Origin of the sequence: Paenibacillus sacheonensis (assembly GCF_009909195.1) — a bacterium.
In the GTDB taxonomy this organism is placed as follows: domain Bacteria; phylum Bacillota; class Bacilli; order Paenibacillales; family Paenibacillaceae; genus Paenibacillus_Z; species Paenibacillus_Z sacheonensis.
In genome coordinates this window covers 319317-339381 of sequence record NZ_JAAAMU010000004.1, presented here as the reverse complement: position 1 = coordinate 339381, position 20065 = coordinate 319317, and the positions used below count along the sequence as shown (strand labels likewise).

The following is a 20065-nucleotide window of genomic DNA, read 5'->3' as shown; positions in this document are numbered from 1 at the left end:
CGAAAGTGCCTTGTCTTCGACGATCTTCAAGACACGATTACTTGCCCGTCGCTACATCGCCCGGCCAGCTGAGCATGCCGCCAAGCACGTTGACGACCTCGTAGCCTTGCGCCGACAAGTAGTCGCATGCTTTTCCGCTGCGGTTGCCGCTGCGGCATACCATATAGAGCGGCTCCTCGAATCCGTTCAATTCGCCCACCCGCTCGACGAAGACGGACAGCGGGATGCTGACTGCTTCTTTGATATGGCCGGACTCCCATTCATCCGGTTCCCGAACGTCAATGACGCTGAGCTTCTCGCCTTCCCGAAGACGGGTTTCCAGTTCGCTTGCCGTAATTTCTCCCATAATCCACTTACCGCTCCTTCAAGCTTCATAATTGCGATTCTACCTAGCATTTTACCTTCCGGCAGCCTGCCATGTCCAGCCGCCCACGAACAGACGAACGAACATGCGAACGAACATGCGAACGAACGAACAAACAGCATTCGCAGACGCGAATGCTGTTTCACCGGATAATCAAGCTAGACGCGAACCGCCGTGCCGCTGACCGCTACCATTAGCATGCCTTCGCGAACGACTTCATAATCGATGTCGATGCCGACGATCGCGTTGGCGCCGAGGCGGGAAGCTTGACTGGACATTTCGTTGAACGCCACGTCGCGCGCTTCCTTCAGCTTCGTCTCGTAGGCACCGGATCGCCCGCCGACAATGTCCGTGATGGAGGCGAACAAATCGCGGACGATATTCGCGCCCATGATCGCCTCGCCGGTTACCACGCCAAGATATTGTTGAATCGGCTGACCTTCAATCGTCGGTGTAGTCGAGAAAATCATCGTAATCCCTCCCAATCGGTATGTAGCGTCATACGTTTCATCATGCTCAAAAGATTCATTACCCCAGGATCCAATTCTCCAAACGGATGCGCAAGCCGCAGTCCCTCTTAGCCGCAACCGCCGTTGTTCCGCAGTAGAATGACCAATAGAATCCCGTCTTATGCAGTTCCTTCTGCGAGCATGATGCACAAATCCAACGGAACTGTCCGCTTATAACGAAGACGTATGCCGCTTGCCTGCGACCGTCCGTTGCCCGCTTCCGCGATCACCGCCGATCACGATGCTGCCGAGCAGCAGCAGCGAGGACCAGCACCATAAGTACCCGTTCCACAAGGCTTGGGAATGCCCTCTGGGCGGATGTCCCAAGAACCGCGAGTAATGAAAGGCCTGGTCCGGCATCCGTAAATACAGAAGGGCATTGAACGCCACGATAGCAACGAACGTTAACGCTACGAGACCGAGCGCTTGGGTCAGCTTGCGTTTCTTGGCAGCCTGATAGAACAGGCAGGCGCAGAAAATCCCGAAGAGCGCGGAGGACAACGGCGCCACGACCAAGTCGCTGACCCAGTAAGTCCGATTCACCGACGACAGCATTTTTCCCGCAAACAAGACGAATCCGAAGACGAAGGCTGCCAGCCATAACAGCATCTTGGTTCCCGAAGCAGACAGGGAAGGCTGCCTTGCCGCACCTGCCTGCTTATGCCACCGTATGTACCGGTAGATCAGCATGAGGCCCGGAACACCGATGCCGATCAACGATAATCCAATTTGCATGTGCTGATAAAGAGGCTCGTCGTTGATTTTGTTATGCAGGAACGGGAACCATTCGACGAACACGCCGGACGAATGCGTCCAGGCATCCATGAACATATGCGTCCAATACCCGATGAGCAGCGAGACGAGGAACACCATCCACGTACGCAATGTATTCAGACGCCACTCTTCGGACGTCATGTGCTTGGCGAATTGGTCGAGCCCTCCGACCGATGGCAGGAACTTCGGAAGCACCGGCTTCACGACGCGATGAAAGGTATATGCGAAAGCGATGCTGAGCGGCAAGCCCTGAAGCAAGAATCCGCGCAGCGAATGGCCGATCGTCTGGTAGGATTCCATCGCCATGAAATATTCCATGTCCGGAACCATGCTGCCCAGCACAAGTCCGGTCACGCTAAGCCAATTCGGCGCGATGCGCTTCAGCGGTACCGAGAACAGCGGATGCGAGAAAGTAAAAGGCATAGGATTAATCCAATTGGCCGAACTTGCTCAGCGGCCACAGCCGGAACACGGCTCTTCCTTCCAAGCTTGAGATCGCGATCGGGCCAAGCATCCGGCTGTCTTGGCTGTTCTCGCGATTGTCGCCCATGACGAATACGGACTTGGCAGGTACCGTAAACGGCACCTGCATGCCGTTGGAGAACGATAAGCCTTTCACATATGGTTCCAGTAGTACGTTATCGTTCACCAGCACATGGCCGTCGGTCGTAAAGTCAATCACGTCGCCCGGCAGTCCGATGACCCGTTTAATGAGCCGCCTGTCGCTTTCCGGCCCGTCGATGATGACGATGTCCCCTCGATGCGGCGATTCGAAATGGTAGCTGAGCTTGTCCTCGATAAGTCGTTGTCCGTCGACGAGCGTTTTTTGCATCGAAATATTTTTGACCTCGGTTTGCGCAAACGCGTAATTCTGAATCAGAAGCGCCGCCGTAATCGCGATACCCAGCGTCACGCACCAGTCCCGCAATTCTCGTATCCATGGTTTCTTCAATCTTTTCGACTCCTTCCCGGCTTCCCAATGACTTCGCTTGTCCAACCTTCCTGCTAATGAATACGATTTTTGATGCCAATAAGTTTCTTAAACAGGGACGGATTGCTTAAAAAGGATTGCTCTTCCTATCGGCCTATTATACATTAAGAAAGCTGACATCTTAATTACATTCGGAGGAGTGAAGGTTCCTTTGTCCGCAGAAGCGAATTCGCGCGAGCAATCGGCATTAATCCCGACGACCCGTTCGGACCATATCATTTTCGTCGTCGTTACGCTGCTGTACTGGTCCACGCTTTACGTGTATGTCCCGATCTTATCCCCGTTCTTGAAGAGCGGCGGCTACTCCGACGTGCTGATCGGCATCGTGCTCGGCAGCTACGGGTTCGTTCAAATGTTCGTCCGTTTCCCGCTGGGCCTGCTGTCCGATAAGCTGCAGAAGCGAAAGCCGTTTCTGATGCTCGGCATGATCACCGGCACCCTCAGCTGCCTCCTGTTCATGATTCCCGGCTCGTGGATATGGCCGCTCGCTGGACGCATGATGTCGGGCGTATGCGCCTCGTCATGGGTCGCGTTCACCGTGCTGTACGCCGCCTACTTCGCCTCGTCCGAAGCGACGAAAGCGATGAGCAACATCAGCTTCCTGACCGTATCCGGACAGCTGATCGGCATGATCCTGAGCGGCTGGCTCGCCGATACGTACAGCTGGAATGCCGCCTTCACCGCCGGTATTTTCATCGGCCTCGCCGGGTTAGGCCTTGCCTTCGCGATCAAGGAACCGCGAGAAGGCGTAGCGCGGGCGCCGATCTCGCTCCGTCACTTGCGGGAGGTCGTACGGACGCCGTCGCTGCAGCAGGTCTCGATGCTCTCGATTCTCGCCCATTGCGTCTTATTCATCACGATGTTCGGCTTCACGCCGCTGAAAGCGACATCGCTCGGCGCATCGAATGGGCAGCTCACGCTGATCGTGATCGCCTTTATGGTACCGCATGGCCTTGCCTCGCTCATCACGGGCAGGTGGCTCGTGCCGCGTTTCGGAACATGGAATGTCATCGGCACTGCCTATTTACTCAGCGGCATCTTCACGGTAGCCATCGCGTTCGCGCCGAATCTGGGGATGCTCGCGCTCACGCAGGTGCTGAACGGCTTCGCGCAGGGCATGCATCTGCCCATTCTGCTCGGGCTCGCCATCCAGCCGTTCGAGTCGTCCAAGCGAGCGACGGCAATGGGCTTCTACCAGGCGATCTACTCCATCGGCATGTTCGCGGGTCCGTTCCTCGCCGGCTTCGTGAATGACATGCTCGGACGGGATTACGGTTTCTGGCTCGGCGGCGCGTTTGCCGCAACCGCACTGCTGCTTACGCTGATATGGAAACGCGCCAGCGCCCGATCATGGTCTTCTTCCTAGCTTGACCTACTAACGCTCTTCTATAGAAAACACCTGCCGAGCGCACGCAAACGCGTCGATTCGGCAGGTGTTTTTGAGTTCGCTTCCTACATGCACTCTTCCGGATCTTCCGTCTGCGCATCTTCGATCGTGATTTTCTCCGCAACCGTATCCCGAATGACGGAAACGACCGATTGCAGCAAGTAGTTGATGTCCGCTTGGCTTTGCTGGAACTCCGTGATGATCGGAATGCCGTCCAGCTCGTCTTGGAGCACTTCGATTTCTTTCTCGATTTTGGCGACCATGTCGGCGTTTTTGAAGGTCGTTTCGAAGGCAACGACTTCCTTTTGCTTCTTCTTGATTTTGGCGATCAAGCCTTGAACGCGCTCATTGCCTTGAATTTGCTTCTCGGCGCGCTGGAATTGCTGTACTTCCTCGGACGTGAAAATCATCGACGCAAGTTCCTTCGTTTTGGCCATGATGTCGGCGCGTACGATGATGTCCTCCGTGTTGAATTTCGGTACTGCGCACCCTGCATCGTGATCATGATCGTGGTCGTGCTTCGCTTGTTGTTCGTTTGCCATTGTCTTTCGCTCCTCTAATCGTTAAGATACTGCTTCTTGCTCGCGCTCTTCCATTACCGGTTCTGCTTTGATATACCACGTTTGCACGTCCGTCACGCGCGCCTCGATAAATTGTCCGATCCATGAAGCAGGACCTGTCATGTGTACAAGCTTATTCGTGCGCGTTCGTCCGGCGAGCACCTCCGGATTGTTCTTGCTTTGTCCTTCGACCAGCACCTCGACGGTTTGGTTGATCAGGAGCCGATTGCTTCGCAGGCTCTGCTCGGCTACGACTTCGTTCAGCCGCGCCAGCCGCGATTTTTTGACGCTCGCCGGAATATTATCTTCCATATCCGCAGCAGGCGTCCCTTCGCGCGGGGAGTAAATGAACGTGTACGCCGAGGAAAATCCGACTTCCCTCATCAGCGACAGCGTCTCTTCGAACTGCTCCTCCGTCTCGCCCGGGAACCCGACGATGATGTCGGTCGTCAGCGCGACGTCCGGAATGATCCCCTTGATTTTGCCGACAAGCTCCAGATACAGCTCCCGCGAGTACTTACGGCTCATCCGCTTCAACACTTCCGTACTGCCGGACTGTACGGGCAGATGAATATGTTCGACGAGGTTCCCTCTGGTTGCCAACACTTGGATGAGGTGATCGTCGAAGTCGCGCGGATGGCTCGTCGTAAAGCGGATCCGGGGAAGATCGATCTTCGACATATCCGCCATCAGATCTCCGAACCGATAATCGATGTCTTCGAAGTCCTTGCCGTAGGCATTTACATTCTGACCGAGCAGCGTAATCTCTTTAAAGCCCTGCCGCGCCAGCTCCCGAACCTCGGCGATGACGTCCTCCGGACGCCTGCTGCGCTCCTTGCCGCGCGTATACGGCACGATGCAGTAGGTGCAGAACTTATCGCAGCCGTACATGATGTTCACCCAGCCGCGCATGCCTTCGCGCTTCTTCGGCAAATTCTCGATGATGTCGCCTTCCTTGGACCATACTTCCACGACCATCTCTTTACCGAAGAGCGCATCCTGCAGCAAATACGGCAGCCGGTGGATGTTGTGCGTGCCAAAGATCAAATCGACGAAGCTGTGCTTCTGCATGATTCGGCCGACGACGGACTCTTCCTGCGACATGCAGCCGCATACGCCAAGAATAAGATCCGGCTTCTCGAGCTTCAGGTGCTTCAAATGCCCGAGCTCGCCGAACACCTTGTCTTCCGCATTCTCGCGAACCGCGCACGTGTTAAGCAGGATTACGTCCGCATCGTTGCGATTCTCGGTCGGCAGATAGCCCATCTGCTCGAAAATCCCTTTGATCACTTCGGTGTCATGCTCGTTCATCTGGCAGCCGTACGTCGTGATGTGGTAGGTTTTGCCTTTCCCAAGCTGCTGCAGATCGGGAGGAATCGAGGATTCGTAGTGAACCTGTATTTCTTCCCTGCCCCGTCGCTTCTCGTCTTTGTAGCTTGGCGCTGCATTTATCGTTATATCTCTACCGCTGATCCGGTAGGTCGTTTTGCCATCCGCTTCTTTCAACACTTTCGCACCCGAAAAATCGAAATATTTGGAGAAGTCCTTCTCGGTGCCGCCCACTGCTTCACGTCCCCTCTCTATACGTGTCCATTCCAGCATTATATCAAAATCCATCGCGATTAGAAAGAAAAATGCGCCTCCATTACCAGTTGCACCGGTCGGCTTGCGAAATCCGCTGCCGTATGGGAAACGGCTTCCATTGTCGGCTCCAATGTCCGCCCTATTCAGGAGACTCAAAAACCCCTACTCCGGCTGCAAGCGGAAATAGGGGTCCATGAAGGCTTGGAGCTAACCGATAATCTCGGCCTCGTCGCCGGTTTTGGCGCCTGCGGCATTCGCTTCGTCGGTATCGATATGCATGTCGAGCGCGAACTCCGGCGATACGCGCGCGATGACGTTCTCCAAGATAACGCCGCGTTCCCCGTGAAGGCGAACCGACAGTCGCTGCTTGTCCGCGATGCCCATGCGCTCCGCATCGCTTGTATGAAAATGAATATGACGCGCTGCGACGATGACGCCTTCTTCAATGGCGATTTCGCCTGCGGGTCCCTTAATGGTGATGCCAGCCGAACCGGCGATATCGCCCGACTCGCGTACCGGCGGGTTGATTCCGAGCGTAAAGGCATCCGTGCGCGATACCTCAAGCTGCGTGCGCTTGCGTACGGGTCCGAGAATCCGAACCTTGCCGAAGCTTCCTTTCGGGCCGGTTACCTCGACCGTTTCGTTAGCCGCATACTGGCCGGGCTGAGACAGCGGCTTGAATACCGTCAGCTCGGCACCCGGTCCGAATAAACGTTCAACATGCTCTTGCGCTAGATGAATATGCCGGGCGGATACGCCGACAGGAACCTTAAATGTCATTTGGCTTCCCTTCTTTCTCTTCAATGTCGTAAGAAAGGCATACCGTCACATTGAACGGTATGCCTGCTTTAATATTCACTGAAAGAAAACGCGATTATTTGAACTCGGCGACGAGCTTGTCAAACTGCTCTTGCGACAGCGACAGGTCTTGGTTTGCAAGACCTTCCGGCTGGAAGCCGCTGATCATGGATTCGTACGCTTGACGCTCTTTGTTTTGATAGATCAGGCCGGTAAGCATGCCGTTCGTTTCCATGATTTTGTTCATGGCCGCGATCCGGTTGGACGGATCATAATCCGGGAACTGATCCAGGTTGACGATGTTTTCTTTGAACCAATCGTACGTATTCACTTTGTTGAACGTAACGCAAGGGCTGAATACGTTGATCAGCGAGAAGCCTTTGTGGTTCAAGCCCGCTTCGATCAGCGCCGTCAGCTGCTTCAGATCGCTGGAGAAAGACTGCGCGATGAACGTTGCGCCGGCAGACATCGCGATCTCGAGCGGAGACAACGTCGACTCGATGGAGCCTTCGGGCGTCGATTTCGTCTTGAAGCCTTCCGCGCTGCGCGGCGACGTTTGCCCTTTGGTCAGACCGTAGATTTGGTTATCCATGACGATATACGTCAAGTCGATGTTACGGCGAATCGCGTGGACCGTATGACCCATGCCGATCGCGAAGCCGTCGCCGTCACCGCCGGAAGCGATGACCGTCAGCTCGCGGTTTGCCAGCTTCACGCCTTGGGCGATCGGGAGCGCGCGGCCGTGAATGCCGTGCAGACCGTAGGCGTTAATATAACCGGAAATCCGGCCCGAGCATCCGATACCCGATACGACTGCCAATTTCTCGGGCTCTAGGCCTGCATTGGCTGCAGCACGCTGAATCGCGGCTTGGACGGAGAAGTCTCCGCAGCCTGGGCACCAGTTCGGTTTTACGTTATTGCGAAACTCTTTAAATGTCGCCATCTTAGACCAACTCCTTGCATGCTTTGTGCACTTCGGAAGGCAGGAACGGATTACCGTCGTATTTCAGAACGCTTTTGATTTTGTTCGCATGGCCGGCGTGCAGCTTCACTTGGTCGGCCAGCTGTCCCGTCGCGTTGTTCTCGAGCACGACGACTTTAGCTGCGCCGTTCAGGTAAGGCTCTACCAATTCGGCCGGGAACGGATGAATTTGGCGAATCGTAATATGGTTGGTTTTCAAGCCGTCGCTTTCCAAACGAACGCGCGCTTCGTCGATCGTACCGCCCGTCGAGCCCATGCCGATGATAAGCAGGTCTGCTTCCGCATATGGAGCGTCCGCGCGGACAGCATCGCGGATATACATGCCGTCAAGCTTCGTCAGTCGTTTATCCATCATCCGTTTGCGGTTAATCGCGCTTTCGGAAGGACGGCCCGTCTCATCGTGCTCGACGCCCGTGACGTGATGCAGGCCGAATTTATCGCCTGGAATGACGCGCGGCGATACGCCGTCGTCCGTCAGCTCGTAACGCTTGAACAGTTCGTTCGTCTCCAGCGACGGAAGCTCGCTCTCGCGTACCAGCTTGCCGCGGTTGATCGGCATTTTATTGAGATCCAGCGGCTCGCAGGACTGCTTGCCCAGCGAGAGCTGAAGGTCTGTCATTAGAATAACCGGAACTTGGTATTGTTCCGAGAGATTGAAAGATTCGATCGTATCGTAGAAGCAATCTTCCAAGCTTGCAGGCGCAATGACGATTTTCGGAATTTCACCGTGCGTGCCGTATACCATCGCGTTCAAGTCGGATTGTTCTTGTTTGGTCGGCAAGCCTGTCGAAGGACCGCCGCGCTGCGTATCCACGATCACGAGCGGCGTTTCCGTCATGCCGGCAAGGCCGATGGCTTCCATCATAAGCGACAGACCGGGACCCGCGGATGCGGTCATCGTGCGAACGCCGGCATAGTTGGCGCCGATCGCCATCGTTACCGCCGCGATTTCGTCTTCCGTTTGAACGACGGTTCCGCCGAATTTCGGAAGTTTCTTGATCAAATATTCCATGATTTCGGAAGCCGGCGTAATCGGATACGCGGACATGAGACGGCAGCCGCCTGCTACGGCTCCGAGGCCGATCGCTTCGTTGCCGATCATGAACAGCTTTTGCTTGCCGTCGGCCGGTTCAAGCTGGAATTCTTCCAGCGGTCCGCCCGCAAGCTCGAGCACGAAGTCGGAGCCGCGTTTGACGGCTTCGATGTTTTTCTCGACGATAGCTGCGCCTTTGCGACCGAACTCTTCTTCGACCGCTTTATTGAAAACGTCGACCGGCAGACCAAGAAGCGCCCAAGAAGCACCGGACGCCACCATGTTTTTCATGAGCGAAGTGCCCAGGTCCTCTGCGATCGAAGTAATTGGAACCGGGAATAGACGAGCATTGATGCCTTCCGGAAGTACCGGGTTAAACTTGGCGTCAGCTACGACCACGCCGCCCGCACGCAATTCATGTGCGTTCAAATCGATGCTTTCTTGGTCGAACGCGACCAAAATATCAAGATCGTCCGAAATGGCGAGCTTCGGCTGCGTGCTGATTCTAATTTTATTGTTCGTGTGACCGCCTTTGATCCGCGATGAAAAGTGGCGGTACCCATACAAGTAGTAGCCAAGACGGTTAAGCGCTGTCGAGAAAATACGGTCGGTACTCTCAACGCCTTCCCCTTGTTGTCCCCCGATTTTCCAAGACAATTGACTAATCAAAATGCCCATCTCCTCTTTTGAATAAACCTGCAATATTTTCGACAACATTAAACAAGTGATCCAACATTCCTATCGTATAATCAAATAAATTTTATGTCTCTAAGTACTAAAATGCAAGCTGTTCCGGCCATTTTCTCGAATAGTTCTTTTCGATTATACCCATATCGCAGCGAGATTGTTAAGGAATTATTGATCAATGAGGCAGATGCTTCGCTAGAAAATCGAGCGCATTCGTTTCGAAAAACGCTTTTACTACCTCTTCCGGATAGCGCGCCAGGAGCGCGTCCTGCAGCTGATGCAGCTCGCCAGGATGGGTCAGCCCCTCCACGTGATGGTCGATACCGTCGAAATCCGAACCGAACATCAGCTGGCTCACGCCGCCAAACTCGCAAATCCGCTCTACGTGACGCAGCACGTCAGCAATGCCGGCAGGAACGCGCGACGATACGAATTGCGGCACGTACGTGACGCCGATCAGTCCCCCGCCCGCCAGAAGCGCTTTGATTTGATCGTCCTCCAGATTGCGCGGATGCGGACAAAGGAAGCGGCAGTTGGAATGGGATGCGATGATCGGTTTCGTCGACACCTGCAGCATATCCCAGAAAGCGCGATCGCTCAGATGGGACACATCCAACAGTATACCCAATCTATTACATTCTTCTACGAAGGCGCGTCCTTTTTTTGTTAACCCGCCTCCTCGCGTCTCCAGAACGCCGTCCGCGGCCCAATTCGCGTTATTCCACGTCAGCCCCGCCGCACGCACGCCGAGCGCGAACAGGATCCGCACCATAGCAGGGTCGCCCTGAAGGCCGTCTGCGCCCTCGAGGGACAGCATGGCTCCAATGACACCTGATTGTTGGCGAAGCGCCAGAATATCCCTTGACGTGCGTATAAAGGCCATCTCGGGATGGGTGAGCACCTTGCGATAGAATAAATCGATGCTTTGTAGGATCGGGACCATTGTTTTATCCATTCGCTCCGGTATATAGATGGCAAAGGTCTGAAATATCGAATCCGCCTGCTTCAACCTTGGCAGCGTGACGTCAAGATTTCGTTGATCGCCCCCGTTGAACGTTAACGCCGGGTTCTCAAGCAGCTTCCACAAGACATCGCAGTGAAAATCCACCTTACGCAAGTTTCCCATCAGCTTATCAGCCTCCGCCCGTTTTCGATTTTTTCCATGCAAAAAAACCTGCCTACGACGTAAACAGGTTTAATTCTTTACATACCGCTTCTGGATCCCGGTTCTATCTGGGTTCGACGATGAGCTTGATGGCCGTTCGGTCTTCTCCATCGATGACAATGTCCGTAAATGCCGGGATGCAAATAAGGTCTACCCCGCTCGGCGCGACGAAACCTCGTGCGATCGCAACCGCCTTTACCGCTTGATTCAACGCACCAGCCCCGATTGCTTGCAATTCAGCCGCTCCGCGCTCACGCAGCACGCCAGCCAGAGCTCCTGCAACAGAATTTGGATTGGACTTTGCTGAAACTTTTAAGACATCCATGAAAGTGACCTCCTCGGGAATGATGGATGAATACCGCTATTACGATAAGTATTCGAGAGAGAAGAAATAATTCCTTCTTTCTTGCGCTATGTTGGCGAAATCTTCTGAATTGCAAGAATTTTCATAGAGCAAGAAAATACCAACGCGCAGTGCTTTGGAACGCGAAATGCAATTCTCCCTTGATACTATTAGACATAAATGATGAAAGGCTAAACTCGCTTCTGCGCGCGAGCGGACAACCGTGATCGGAAATAAAAAAAATGGCTGCTACATGAGCAGCCATTCCGTTTCCGTCAGCCGGATTTTTTGGATTTTTTTCGCTTTGCCCGTCGCATCGTCGATTTCAACCGATATGCCGTGCAAATGCCAATTTCCTTCGTCGACCACGAACCGTACTGGCAGTTGGGTCAAGAACTTATGAAGGACAGGTCCCTTCTCCATTCCGAGCACGCCATCCATCGGACCGACCATGCCGACGTCCGTAATATATGCCGTACCATTCGGAAGAATCCGGTCGTCATTCGTCTGCACATGCGTATGGGTACCGAGCACGATCGACGCTTTCCCATCCAAATGCCAGCCCATGGCGATTTTCTCCGAAGTGGCTTCCGCGTGAAAATCGACGAGGATATTTTTCGTCTCCTGCTGGTAATGCTCGATCAGCTCGTCCGCGTACCGGAACGGACAGTCGATCGGCGGCAGGAATGTCCGGCCCTGCAAATTTATGATGGCCAGTTCTTTTCCATTGGCTTTGATGACGGTTGCCCCTTGACCCGGCGCTTCCGGCGCAAAGTTAGCCGGACGAACGATGCGGGGTTGATCGTCGATCCATTCGAAGATGTCCTTATTGTCCCAGGTGTGGTTCCCCATCGTAATGCCATGCACGCCGGCCTCCAGCAGTTCCTTTACGATCGCTGCCGTTATGCCTCTTCCTGCTGCGGCATTCTCCCCATTCGCGATGATGATATGCGGGTTGTATTTCGATTTCAGTGCAGGCAGCACTTTCTTGACCGCCGTGCGGCCCACGTTGCCAACGATATCGCCGATAAATAATACGTTCATGCTCTTCCAAACCTTTCTGTTTAGACCAGAAAAGTGGCTGACAGGCAGCCACTTTTCTCGTGTTGATTGCTATGCTGTTATTTGGCGTATTCGACGGCGCGCGTCTCGCGGATGACCGTCACTTTGATATGACCCGGATAATCGAGTTCGCTCTCGATCTTCTTCGTAATGTCGCGCGCTAGGCGGAACGCTTCCGTATCGTCGATTTTGTCCGGTTGAACCATGACGCGAACCTCGCGTCCGGCTTGGATGGCGTACGATTTCTCGACGCCTTCGAACGATTCCGAAATGCCCTCCAGCTTCTCCAGGCGCTTGATATACGTTTCGAGCGTCTCTCTTCTTGCCCCTGGGCGTGCAGCCGATAATGCATCTGCTGCGCCGACCAGCATGGCGATAACCGAAGTCGCTTCGCAGTCGCCATGGTGAGAAGCGATACTGTTGATGACGACCGGATGCTCTTTGTATTTCTTCGCCAGCTCGACGCCGATCTCGACATGCGACCCTTCCACTTCGTGGTCAAGCGCTTTGCCGATATCGTGCAGTAATCCTGCTCTTCTTGCCAACGTAATGTCTTCGCCCAGCTCGGCAGCCATGAGACCGGTCAAATACGCAACTTCCATGGAATGCTTCAACACATTTTGTCCATAGCTGGTACGGTATTTCAAGCGGCCAAGAATTTTGATCAAGTCTGGGTGTAAACCGTGTACGCCGACTTCATACGTCGCCTGCTCTCCGTATTCACGGATGCGCTCGTCCACTTCCTTACGAGATTTCTCGACCATTTCCTCGATTCGCGCAGGATGGATACGTCCATCCGCGACAAGCTTCTCGAGGGAAGTGCGGGCAATTTCGCGGCGAATAGGATCGAAACCGGACAAGATGACCGCTTCCGGTGTATCGTCGATGATGAGATCGATACCGGTCAACGTCTCCAGTGCACGGATGTTGCGGCCTTCGCGGCCGATAATGCGGCCTTTCATTTCTTCGTTCGGCAGCGCAACGACGGATACCGTCGTCTCTGCCACATGATCGGCGGCACAGCGTTGAATAGCAAGCGAGATAATATCACGAGCTTTCTTATCCGCTTCTTCTTTCGCCTGCGACTCGATCTCTTTGATCATTTGCGCCGTTTCATGACGAACCTCTTGTTCGACGTTGGTCAGGATGACTTGCTTCGCATCCTCCATCGTCAAGTTCGAAATCCGTTCCAGTTCATGAAGCTGCTGCTTGTAGAGTGAATCGATCTGCTCTTGTGTTTCCTCGATCCGCTTCTCTTTGTTGGCTACTTGTTCTTCTTTGCGTTCCAGCGCTTCTATTTTTTTATCCAACGACTCTTCTTTCTGAATCAGTCGTCTTTCAAGACGCTGTACCTCATTGCGACGTTCGCGAATATCTCTCTCAGCCTCGGTACGGAGCTTGTGGACTTCATCTTTCGCTTCGAGAACCGTTTCTTTCTTAAGCGCTTCCGCATCTTTCCTCGCATTGTCAACGATCTGACTAGCGGCTTGCTCGGCACTAGAAATTTTGGCCTCGGCGATCGATTTTCGAATAAAATAACCGACACCAAAGAAAATTGCACCAACAACGAGAGCGATCAGGATAGTTGCCCAGATTGGCATTATCTCACCTCCTCGTTGTTCACCTAAGCAAACGCTTGGGACAGTATTTGGTTTTCCAGCCGGTTTTTAACGTGCATGCTTAATTTGACGAAAATAATCGTTTTGAATCAATTTTTGGAAGGAAAATCGATTCTGGAAGAAAGAATACAAACTCATTTTATCTTTTGTGAAAATCAATTGTCAAGCATCTGCCCATCTTCGTCGTCCAGCTCCCCTTCGGATGCCGCTTTTACTGCTTCCCGGACGATCGAAGAAGGGAACCCTCTGCGCAGCAAGAAGACCGCCAGCTTCTGCTTTCTCTCACGCTCTTCTCCCTTTATAGATGGCCATTTCTTCAGCGCGGCACGAACCGCCATCTCCGTCTCCGATTCCGGGCTCAGCTTCGCCGCGGCTTCCTTGGCCGTATCCCGCTTGATGCCCCTCTGAAGCAATTCCTGCTGCAGGAGACGTCTCCCTTTCAGCTGCGTGCGCATTCGCTGAGCGGCATAAAGCTCCGCATATTGCGGGTCGTTGACGAGACCTTCCTTACGAAGCCGTTCGATCGCTTTCTGGGCCGACTGCTCGTCCAGTTCTTTCTTAGACAAGTATCGGGTGATTTCCTTCTCCGTCCGCTGTCTGGCTCCCAGATAGGCAAGCGCCAATATATAGGCACGATGATGACTATCTTCCAGCACGATTTGCTTTAACTCTTCGGCGTCGATTTCCCGCCCCTTCAGCAGTCGGAATTTGATCAATAGATCCTCATGAACGTCCGTAAACGGTTCCTTCGCATCATTGACATATAAATAATACCGCTGTTTCTTCTTCGGAACCTGTTCTACGCCGGTAATCGTCAGCAAGCTTGTCCAACTCCCCTATAAAAAAGAAAAGCACCCTTCGCAGGTGCTTAACTATATGCATTAGTCGATGAAATGCAAACCGATGTTATTCGATGTCGAGTTCCAATTCGTCCTCGGTTCCCTCGTCCTCGCTGAACGCAGCGCCAGCTGTCGCCGCGGCTGCAACGTTGCTGACTTCGCGAATTTGCTGCTCGATAACGGAAGAAATATCTTTGCGTTCCTTCAAGAACTGCTTCGCATTCTCGCGGCCTTGTCCCAGACGCTCCCCGTTAAAGGAGAACCAGGCACCGCTCTTCTGGATAATATCGTGCTCGACTCCGATATCGACGATGCTGCCTTCTTTGGAAATGCCTTCGCCGTACATGATATCAACTTCGGCCTGCTTGAACGGAGGCGCAACCTTATTCTTCACGACTTTAATCCGTGTCCGGTTGCCGACCACATCATTGCCTTGCTTGATCGATTCGATCCGACGAACGTCAAGACGTACCGAGGAATAGAATTTCAAAGCGCGGCCGCCTGGCGTCGTCTCCGGATTACCGAACATAACGCCGACTTTCTCACGCAATTGGTTAATGAAAATGGCGATTGTCTTCGATTTGCTGATCGCACCTGAAAGCTTACGAAGAGCTTGCGACATCAGACGGGCTTGAAGACCGACGTGGGAATCTCCCATGTCGCCTTCGATCTCGGCCTTAGGCACGAGAGCCGCAACGGAGTCAACGACAACGATGTCCACCGCGCCGCTGCGTACGAGCGCCTCGGCGATTTCGAGCGCTTGCTCGCCCGTATCGGGCTGCGACAGAAGCAGTTCGTCGATATTAACGCCCAGCTTACTAGCATACGACGGATCGAGCGCATGCTCGGCGTCGATGAAAGCGGCTTGTCCGCCAGCGCGCTGTACTTCGGCGATCGCGTGCAGCGCTACGGTCGTCTTACCGGAAGACTCCGGTCCATATACTTCGATAACACGGCCGCGCGGGAATCCGCCGATTCCAAGCGCGATATCCAACGCGAGCGCGCCGCTGGATACGACCTCTACTTGCATATGTGTCGATTCTCCGAGTTTCATGATGGAGCCTTTACCAAATTGCTTCTCTATTTGACGCAGAGCCATTTCAAGCGCAGCTTTACGATCCGCCAACGAACTCACATCCCTCATAATTTATATTCTCATGATACCCTGTTTCGATAGCTTTGACAAGCATTTTTACGAACATATATTCTTATTCTCTATTGGCCAACAGAGAGACAAAAAAAAGAACCGCAGCAAAGTAATCTTCGCCACGGTTCTTCCGTATAAAGTCGATTATAGTCGATCGAGAAAACGTTGACAAGCTTTTATTTTAGATGCCGCTACATTCCTTCATGACCCGACAAAGCTTGCCAGAGTCGATAAAGAAGCGACTTTGCGGCACGTACGCGGATCATCTCGCGGTTGCCGTTCATGTTGGCCGTATAGACTTTCGTCTGCTGGCCTCGCTCTGCCAATCCAAAATAGACAAGACCCACGGGCTTGCCTTCCGACTCCGAAGGACCCGCGACGCCGGTCAGCGAAACGCCGAAATCGCTGTCGGTCAGCTCCCGGACCCGCTCCGCCATCAGTGCGGCCGTTGATTCGCTGATCGCCCCCGGCGCGCCCGTGCCTTCCAACTGCGACAACGGAATGCTGAGCAGGCGGTGTTTCATTAAATTCGTGTACGTCACGACGCCGCCCGTAAACTCGCCGCTGCTTCCCGGGATCCGGGTAATGAGCTGCGCGAACAGGCCGCCCGTTAAGCTCTCTGCGCTTGCGAGCGTTCGTCTGGATGCCCGGAGCAGACGGATGACCGCTTCCTCCAGCGCGATGTCTTCACGGGCGTACAGGAACTGTCCTACGCGTTCCTTGATTTGCTGCTCCGCCGCATCCAATCTGGCGTTCGCTTCGAGCTCGCTGAGCGCTTTGGTGGATACCCTGATCGCTACTTCGCCTTCTTTGGCATACGGGGCTATGGAAGGGTCGGTCTGCGTCTCAATCAAGTCGATCAGCGCTTGCTCGAGCGAGGACTCCCCGATCCCGGCAAACTTGAGGAGGCGCGAATACAGTCGTCTCTCCTCGTTCATTACGCCGCGCAGCCAAGTCTTCGCGGGCCCGTCGAACATCGGCTTCATCTCGCGCGGAGGACCCGGGAGCAGCACGTAATGCGTCCCTTCCACCGTAAGCGCGTTGCCTACGGCGAGCCCCGCTTCGTTGTCCAGGGGATCGCTGCCTTCGATCAAGTTCGCCTGCCTGCGGTTGCTCTCCACCATATGGATGCCTCGCGAGGTGAACATGGCTTCGATCTTCACCATGCTCGGCTCATGTTCCTCGATGGATCTGCCCAGCAACTCAGCCAGGGCGTCCTTCGTCAAATCGTCCATCGTCGGTCCCAATCCGCCCGTAAATAAGATCAAATCCGCGCGGGATCTGGCCAAGGTAATCGCCTCGCGAATGCGGCCGGCATTGTCGCCGACAACCGTTTGAAAATAAACGTCGATTCCGAGCTCGGCCAATCCTTGCGACAAATAAGTCGCATTCGTATTGACCGTTTGACCGAGCAGCAGCTCCGTCCCGACAGCTATGATTTCTGCACGCATCTGAACAGCTCCATTTCTTATGTACAGGATAGAAGGCAAATACGGTCAACGATGACAGACTTGCCAGGGAAAAGCAAAGCATCACTCTCTATCCATGAAAAGCGAAGGAGTGATGCCTGCTGCCGTGCTATGCGGTAAGCGGAATAAGGTTTTTATTTTTGACGAAATAATCGATCCCGGAGTACACCGTGATGAGCGCCGCCGCATAGATCGAGATTTGATCGAACGGAAAGTCGAGGAACGCGAACGGGAAATTGTTGAGCAGCAAGTCGATGATCATCGTGATTTGCACGGCTGTCTTCCACTTGCCCCACGTGCTCGCAGCGACTACGGAGCCTTCCAGCAAGGCGATCTGCCGCAAGCCCGTCACCGCAAACTCCCGGCTGATGATAACGATGGCGATCCAGGCATGCAGCTTCTCCATCTCCACAAGGGAAATAAGCACGGCTGCGACGAGCAGCTTATCCGCCAGCGGATCCAGCAGCTTGCCGAGGTTGGTGACGATTTTGTTCTTGCGCGCGATATAGCCGTCAAGACCGTCCGTGCTCGCCGCGACGATAAATACGATCGCGGCCAAAATCTGATTCCACGTAATCGAGAAATCCGAGTTGTCGAACGTGAGCGGCTTCAAATCCACATTAATAAGCAGCAGCACCATAATGATGGGCACCAAAAAGATGCGTGCGAGCGTGATGCGGTTGGCTAAATTCAACTATAGCCCCTCCCCGGACATATCAAATTCGTAAGCATGCGTAATCCGCACCCTTTGAATTTCCCCGATCGCCGCTTTGCAGTTGGAAATGAACACCTCGCCGTCGATTTCAGGTGCATCGTACGGCGAACGGCCGACGTATACGTCGCTTCGACCGTCATAGCGTTCAACCAACACATCGATTTCTTTGCCGATGTGCTTGCCGCTCAGTTCCTTGGATACTTCGCGCTGAATTTCCATCAGCGTATTGGAACGCCATTCCTTCACGTCATCCGGCACGGCGTCCGGTAAACGAACGGCAGGCGTATCCTCTTCCGGGGAATAGGTAAAGACGCCAAGACGGTCGAATTTCATCTCGCGAACGAAATCGCACAAACGATTGAAATCCTCTTCCGTTTCACCCGGGAAACCGACAATAATCGAGGTACGCAGTGCAACGTCAGGAATGCTGGCACGAATGCGGGAGACAAGCTCGCGCGTGTCGCGCTGACGACCGGGACGACGCATGCGCTTCAGGATCGAATCTTCGCTGTGCTGCAAAGGCATATCGATATAGTTGCATACTTTCGGATTTGCCGCGATCGTCGCGATCAGTTCATCCGAAAAGAAGCCCGGATACGCATAGTGCAGGCGCACCCACGAGATTCCATCCACTTCGCTGACACGATTCAGCAGCTCGGGCAGCATGAACTTATCATACAGATCGGTGCCATAATTCGTGGAATCCTGCGCGATCAAGCTAACTTCTCTAACGCCTTGATCGGCAAGCTGCTGCACTTCGGCAACGATCGAATCCATCGAACGGCTGCGGAATTTGCCGCGCATGATCGGAATTGAACAGAACGTACATGCATTATCGCAGCCTTCCGCGATCTTCACGTACGCCGTATAACGCGGCGTCGTAACTAGGCGCGGCAGCTTCTGATCGTAATCGAAAGCCGGGTTGCCGACCTTTACGGGACGTTTGCCGCGAAGCGCCTCGTCGACAATGTCCGTAATGTGATGAAAATCGCCCGTTCCGACAATGCCGTCAATTTCGGGCATTTCCTCCATGAGCTGTTTCTTATAACGCTGCGTCAAGCAGCCCGATACGATGAGCGCCTTCAAACGACCCGTTTGCTTAAATTCAGCCATATCCAAAATCGTATTGACGGACTCTTCCTTCGCGGCATCTATAAAACCGCAGGTGTTGACAATGATTACGGTAGCGTCGTCAGCCTGGTCCACAAGCTGGTATCCTCTGGCATCAATCAACCCCGACATAATCTCGGAATCAACGAGGTTTTTCTCGCAGCCCAATGTTACGACTTTCACTCTTTCAGTCATCGATGTATCCCCCAAACCCCTCCGAAAAGCTATCTAACCAAGTATAATACAAGGTCTAGGCAGTGTCAAAACTGGAAAAAGTCCCGTTCAGCCGCGTCTCGCGCAGCGAAAGGGACCTCGTTCTATGTACGCTTAACGCCGTATTGGGACTTATTTGTAGTTCGTAAATTGCAGGTCGATTTGCAAATCCGCGCCTCGCAGAAGCGCCATGACAGCTTGAAGATCGTCGAGGCTTTTGCCGGTAACCCGGATCGAATCGCCTTGAATTTGACTTTTCACCTTGATCTTGGAGTCCCGGATCAGAACGTTGATTTTTTTCGAGCTATCCTGCTCGATCCCCTGTTTCAGCTTGATTTTTTGGCGGACCGTTCCCAAGGAAGCCGCTTCAATCTTGCCGAACTCCATGTTCTTGATGGGCACGCCGCGTTTGATCATCTTGGATTGCAAAATATCGACGACGCTCTTGAGCTTGTACTCATCGTCCGAGACGACGACGAGATCGCTCTTCTCCAGGGCGAAGCTGCTCTTCGTTCCTTTAAAGTCAAAGCGAGTTTCTATCTCGCGCTCCGCCTGCGTAATCGCATTGTTTAATTCCTGCATATCGACTTTAGATACGATGTCGAATGAATGTTCAGCCATGCGCAACAGCTCCTTTAATTATCCTAATCCATTACATGTCACGTATTATAACGTATCGCGCTTCACAAGAAAAGGCATCCAGGACCGAATTGC

Annotated in this window: 20 protein-coding genes; 1 reads left to right on the top strand and 19 read right to left on the bottom strand. The window is 53.7% G+C overall.

Translation table 11 applies throughout. The features are described from left to right. Nucleotides 1-37 precede the first annotated feature (37 nt). From GT003_RS09655 to lepB, 4 genes are all read right to left on the bottom strand, one after another. On the bottom strand, nucleotides 38-346 hold the full coding sequence (locus GT003_RS09655; RefSeq protein WP_161696906.1) for a rhodanese-like domain-containing protein: 309 nt from the start codon (nucleotides 344-346) through the stop codon (nucleotides 38-40). Nucleotides 347-522: 176 nt separating this feature from the next. Next, a complete protein-coding gene (locus GT003_RS09650) occupies nucleotides 523-834 on the bottom strand; it encodes a heavy metal-binding domain-containing protein (protein ID WP_161696904.1) in 312 nt (103 codons plus the stop codon). Nucleotides 835-1044: 210 nt separating this feature from the next. Continuing rightward, nucleotides 1045-2070 carry a DUF4184 family protein gene (locus GT003_RS09645; RefSeq protein WP_161696902.1) on the bottom strand — a complete coding sequence of 342 codons (1026 nt, stop codon included), beginning with the start codon at nucleotides 2068-2070 and terminating at the stop codon, nucleotides 1045-1047. A gap of 4 nt (nucleotides 2071-2074) precedes the next feature. Next, a complete protein-coding gene (gene lepB / locus GT003_RS09640; RefSeq protein ID WP_161696900.1) occupies nucleotides 2075-2599 on the bottom strand; it encodes a signal peptidase I in 525 nt (174 codons plus the stop codon). A 190-nt stretch (nucleotides 2600-2789) separates the two neighbouring features. Between lepB and GT003_RS09635 the strand changes: the two genes are divergently transcribed. Continuing rightward, nucleotides 2790-4004: an MFS transporter gene (locus GT003_RS09635; RefSeq protein ID WP_161696898.1), complete on the top strand. Its 1215-nt coding sequence runs from the start codon at nucleotides 2790-2792 to the stop codon at nucleotides 4002-4004. Nucleotides 4005-4090: 86 nt separating this feature from the next. Here GT003_RS09635 and GT003_RS09630 read toward each other — a convergent pair whose 3' ends face one another. The 15 genes from GT003_RS09630 to GT003_RS09560 all read right to left on the bottom strand — a co-directional run bounded on the left by GT003_RS09630 (nucleotide 4091) and on the right by GT003_RS09560 (nucleotide 19972). Next, complete coding sequence (locus GT003_RS09630) at nucleotides 4091-4567, bottom strand: YlbF/YmcA family competence regulator (protein WP_161696896.1); 477 nt, start codon at nucleotides 4565-4567, stop codon at nucleotides 4091-4093. Between the two features lie 21 nt (nucleotides 4568-4588). Continuing rightward, nucleotides 4589-6187, bottom strand: coding sequence for a tRNA (N6-isopentenyl adenosine(37)-C2)-methylthiotransferase MiaB (gene miaB, locus GT003_RS09625; RefSeq protein WP_161696893.1), 1599 nt, complete (start codon nucleotides 6185-6187; stop codon nucleotides 4589-4591). A gap of 189 nt (nucleotides 6188-6376) precedes the next feature. Then, nucleotides 6377-6949 (bottom strand): phosphate propanoyltransferase, encoded by a 573-nt coding sequence (locus tag GT003_RS09620; protein ID WP_161696891.1) that lies wholly within the window; start codon nucleotides 6947-6949, stop codon nucleotides 6377-6379. Nucleotides 6950-7043: 94 nt separating this feature from the next. After that, a complete protein-coding gene (locus tag GT003_RS09615; RefSeq protein ID WP_161696890.1) occupies nucleotides 7044-7910 on the bottom strand; it encodes a 2-oxoacid:ferredoxin oxidoreductase subunit beta in 867 nt (288 codons plus the stop codon). Between the two features lies 1 nt (nucleotide 7911). After that, entirely contained in the window at nucleotides 7912-9651 is a 1740-nt protein-coding gene (locus tag GT003_RS09610; RefSeq protein ID WP_161696888.1) for a 2-oxoacid:acceptor oxidoreductase subunit alpha, read from the bottom strand. 193 nt (nucleotides 9652-9844) lie between these two features. Then, complete coding sequence (locus GT003_RS09605; RefSeq protein ID WP_161696886.1) at nucleotides 9845-10795, bottom strand: dipeptidase; 951 nt, start codon at nucleotides 10793-10795, stop codon at nucleotides 9845-9847. 103 nt (nucleotides 10796-10898) lie between these two features. Then, nucleotides 10899-11159 carry a stage V sporulation protein S gene (locus GT003_RS09600; protein ID WP_028597363.1) on the bottom strand — a complete coding sequence of 87 codons (261 nt, stop codon included), beginning with the start codon at nucleotides 11157-11159 and terminating at the stop codon, nucleotides 10899-10901. A gap of 267 nt (nucleotides 11160-11426) precedes the next feature. Beyond that, entirely contained in the window at nucleotides 11427-12221 is a 795-nt protein-coding gene (locus GT003_RS09595; RefSeq protein WP_161696884.1) for a TIGR00282 family metallophosphoesterase, read from the bottom strand. Between the two features lie 77 nt (nucleotides 12222-12298). Next, nucleotides 12299-13840, bottom strand: coding sequence for a ribonuclease Y (gene rny / locus GT003_RS09590; RefSeq protein ID WP_161696882.1), 1542 nt, complete (start codon nucleotides 13838-13840; stop codon nucleotides 12299-12301). Nucleotides 13841-14013: 173 nt separating this feature from the next. Continuing rightward, on the bottom strand, nucleotides 14014-14679 hold the full coding sequence (locus GT003_RS09585) for a RecX family transcriptional regulator (RefSeq protein ID WP_161696880.1): 666 nt from the start codon (nucleotides 14677-14679) through the stop codon (nucleotides 14014-14016). A gap of 85 nt (nucleotides 14680-14764) precedes the next feature. Next, a complete protein-coding gene (gene recA / locus GT003_RS09580) occupies nucleotides 14765-15823 on the bottom strand; it encodes a recombinase RecA (RefSeq protein WP_161696878.1) in 1059 nt (352 codons plus the stop codon). Nucleotides 15824-16035: 212 nt separating this feature from the next. Beyond that, nucleotides 16036-17295, bottom strand: a complete 1260-nt coding sequence (locus tag GT003_RS09575) for a competence/damage-inducible protein A (protein ID WP_161696876.1) — start codon at nucleotides 17293-17295, stop codon at nucleotides 16036-16038. A gap of 127 nt (nucleotides 17296-17422) precedes the next feature. Next, nucleotides 17423-18007 carry a CDP-diacylglycerol--glycerol-3-phosphate 3-phosphatidyltransferase gene (gene pgsA, locus GT003_RS09570; protein WP_161696874.1) on the bottom strand — a complete coding sequence of 195 codons (585 nt, stop codon included), beginning with the start codon at nucleotides 18005-18007 and terminating at the stop codon, nucleotides 17423-17425. Continuing rightward, the gene (rimO, locus tag GT003_RS09565; protein ID WP_161696872.1) at nucleotides 18008-19333 is read right to left on the bottom strand and encodes a 30S ribosomal protein S12 methylthiotransferase RimO; all 1326 of its coding nucleotides are present in this window, start codon (nucleotides 19331-19333) and stop codon (nucleotides 18008-18010) included. A 150-nt stretch (nucleotides 19334-19483) separates the two neighbouring features. Continuing rightward, nucleotides 19484-19972 (bottom strand): YajQ family cyclic di-GMP-binding protein, encoded by a 489-nt coding sequence (locus GT003_RS09560; RefSeq protein ID WP_161696870.1) that lies wholly within the window; start codon nucleotides 19970-19972, stop codon nucleotides 19484-19486. Nucleotides 19973-20065: the final 93 nt, after the last annotated feature.

Coding starts and splice junctions, on each gene's coding strand:
- GT003_RS09615 (WP_161696890.1), bottom strand. CDS start 7,910: ATGGCGACATTTAAAGAGTTTCGCAATAACGTAAAACCGAACTGGTGC.
- GT003_RS09655 (WP_161696906.1), bottom strand. CDS start 346: ATGGGAGAAATTACGGCAAGCGAACTGGAAACCCGTCTTCGGGAAGGC.
- GT003_RS09560 (WP_161696870.1), bottom strand. CDS start 19,972: ATGGCTGAACATTCATTCGACATCGTATCTAAAGTCGATATGCAGGAA.
- miaB (WP_161696893.1), bottom strand. CDS start 6,187: ATGCTGGAATGGACACGTATAGAGAGGGGACGTGAAGCAGTGGGCGGC.
- GT003_RS09630 (WP_161696896.1), bottom strand. CDS start 4,567: ATGGCAAACGAACAACAAGCGAAGCACGACCACGATCATGATCACGAT.
- GT003_RS09605 (WP_161696886.1), bottom strand. CDS start 10,795: ATGGGAAACTTGCGTAAGGTGGATTTTCACTGCGATGTCTTGTGGAAG.
- GT003_RS09650 (WP_161696904.1), bottom strand. CDS start 834: ATGATTTTCTCGACTACACCGACGATTGAAGGTCAGCCGATTCAACAA.
- rny (WP_161696882.1), bottom strand. CDS start 13,840: ATGCCAATCTGGGCAACTATCCTGATCGCTCTCGTTGTTGGTGCAATT.
- GT003_RS09600 (WP_028597363.1), bottom strand. CDS start 11,159: ATGGATGTCTTAAAAGTTTCAGCAAAGTCCAATCCAAATTCTGTTGCA.
- GT003_RS09575 (WP_161696876.1), bottom strand. CDS start 17,295: ATGCGTGCAGAAATCATAGCTGTCGGGACGGAGCTGCTGCTCGGTCAA.
- GT003_RS09620 (WP_161696891.1), bottom strand. CDS start 6,949: ATGACATTTAAGGTTCCTGTCGGCGTATCCGCCCGGCATATTCATCTA.
- rimO (WP_161696872.1), bottom strand. CDS start 19,333: ATGACTGAAAGAGTGAAAGTCGTAACATTGGGCTGCGAGAAAAACCTC.
- GT003_RS09595 (WP_161696884.1), bottom strand. CDS start 12,221: ATGAACGTATTATTTATCGGCGATATCGTTGGCAACGTGGGCCGCACG.
- GT003_RS09645 (WP_161696902.1), bottom strand. CDS start 2,070: ATGCCTTTTACTTTCTCGCATCCGCTGTTCTCGGTACCGCTGAAGCGC.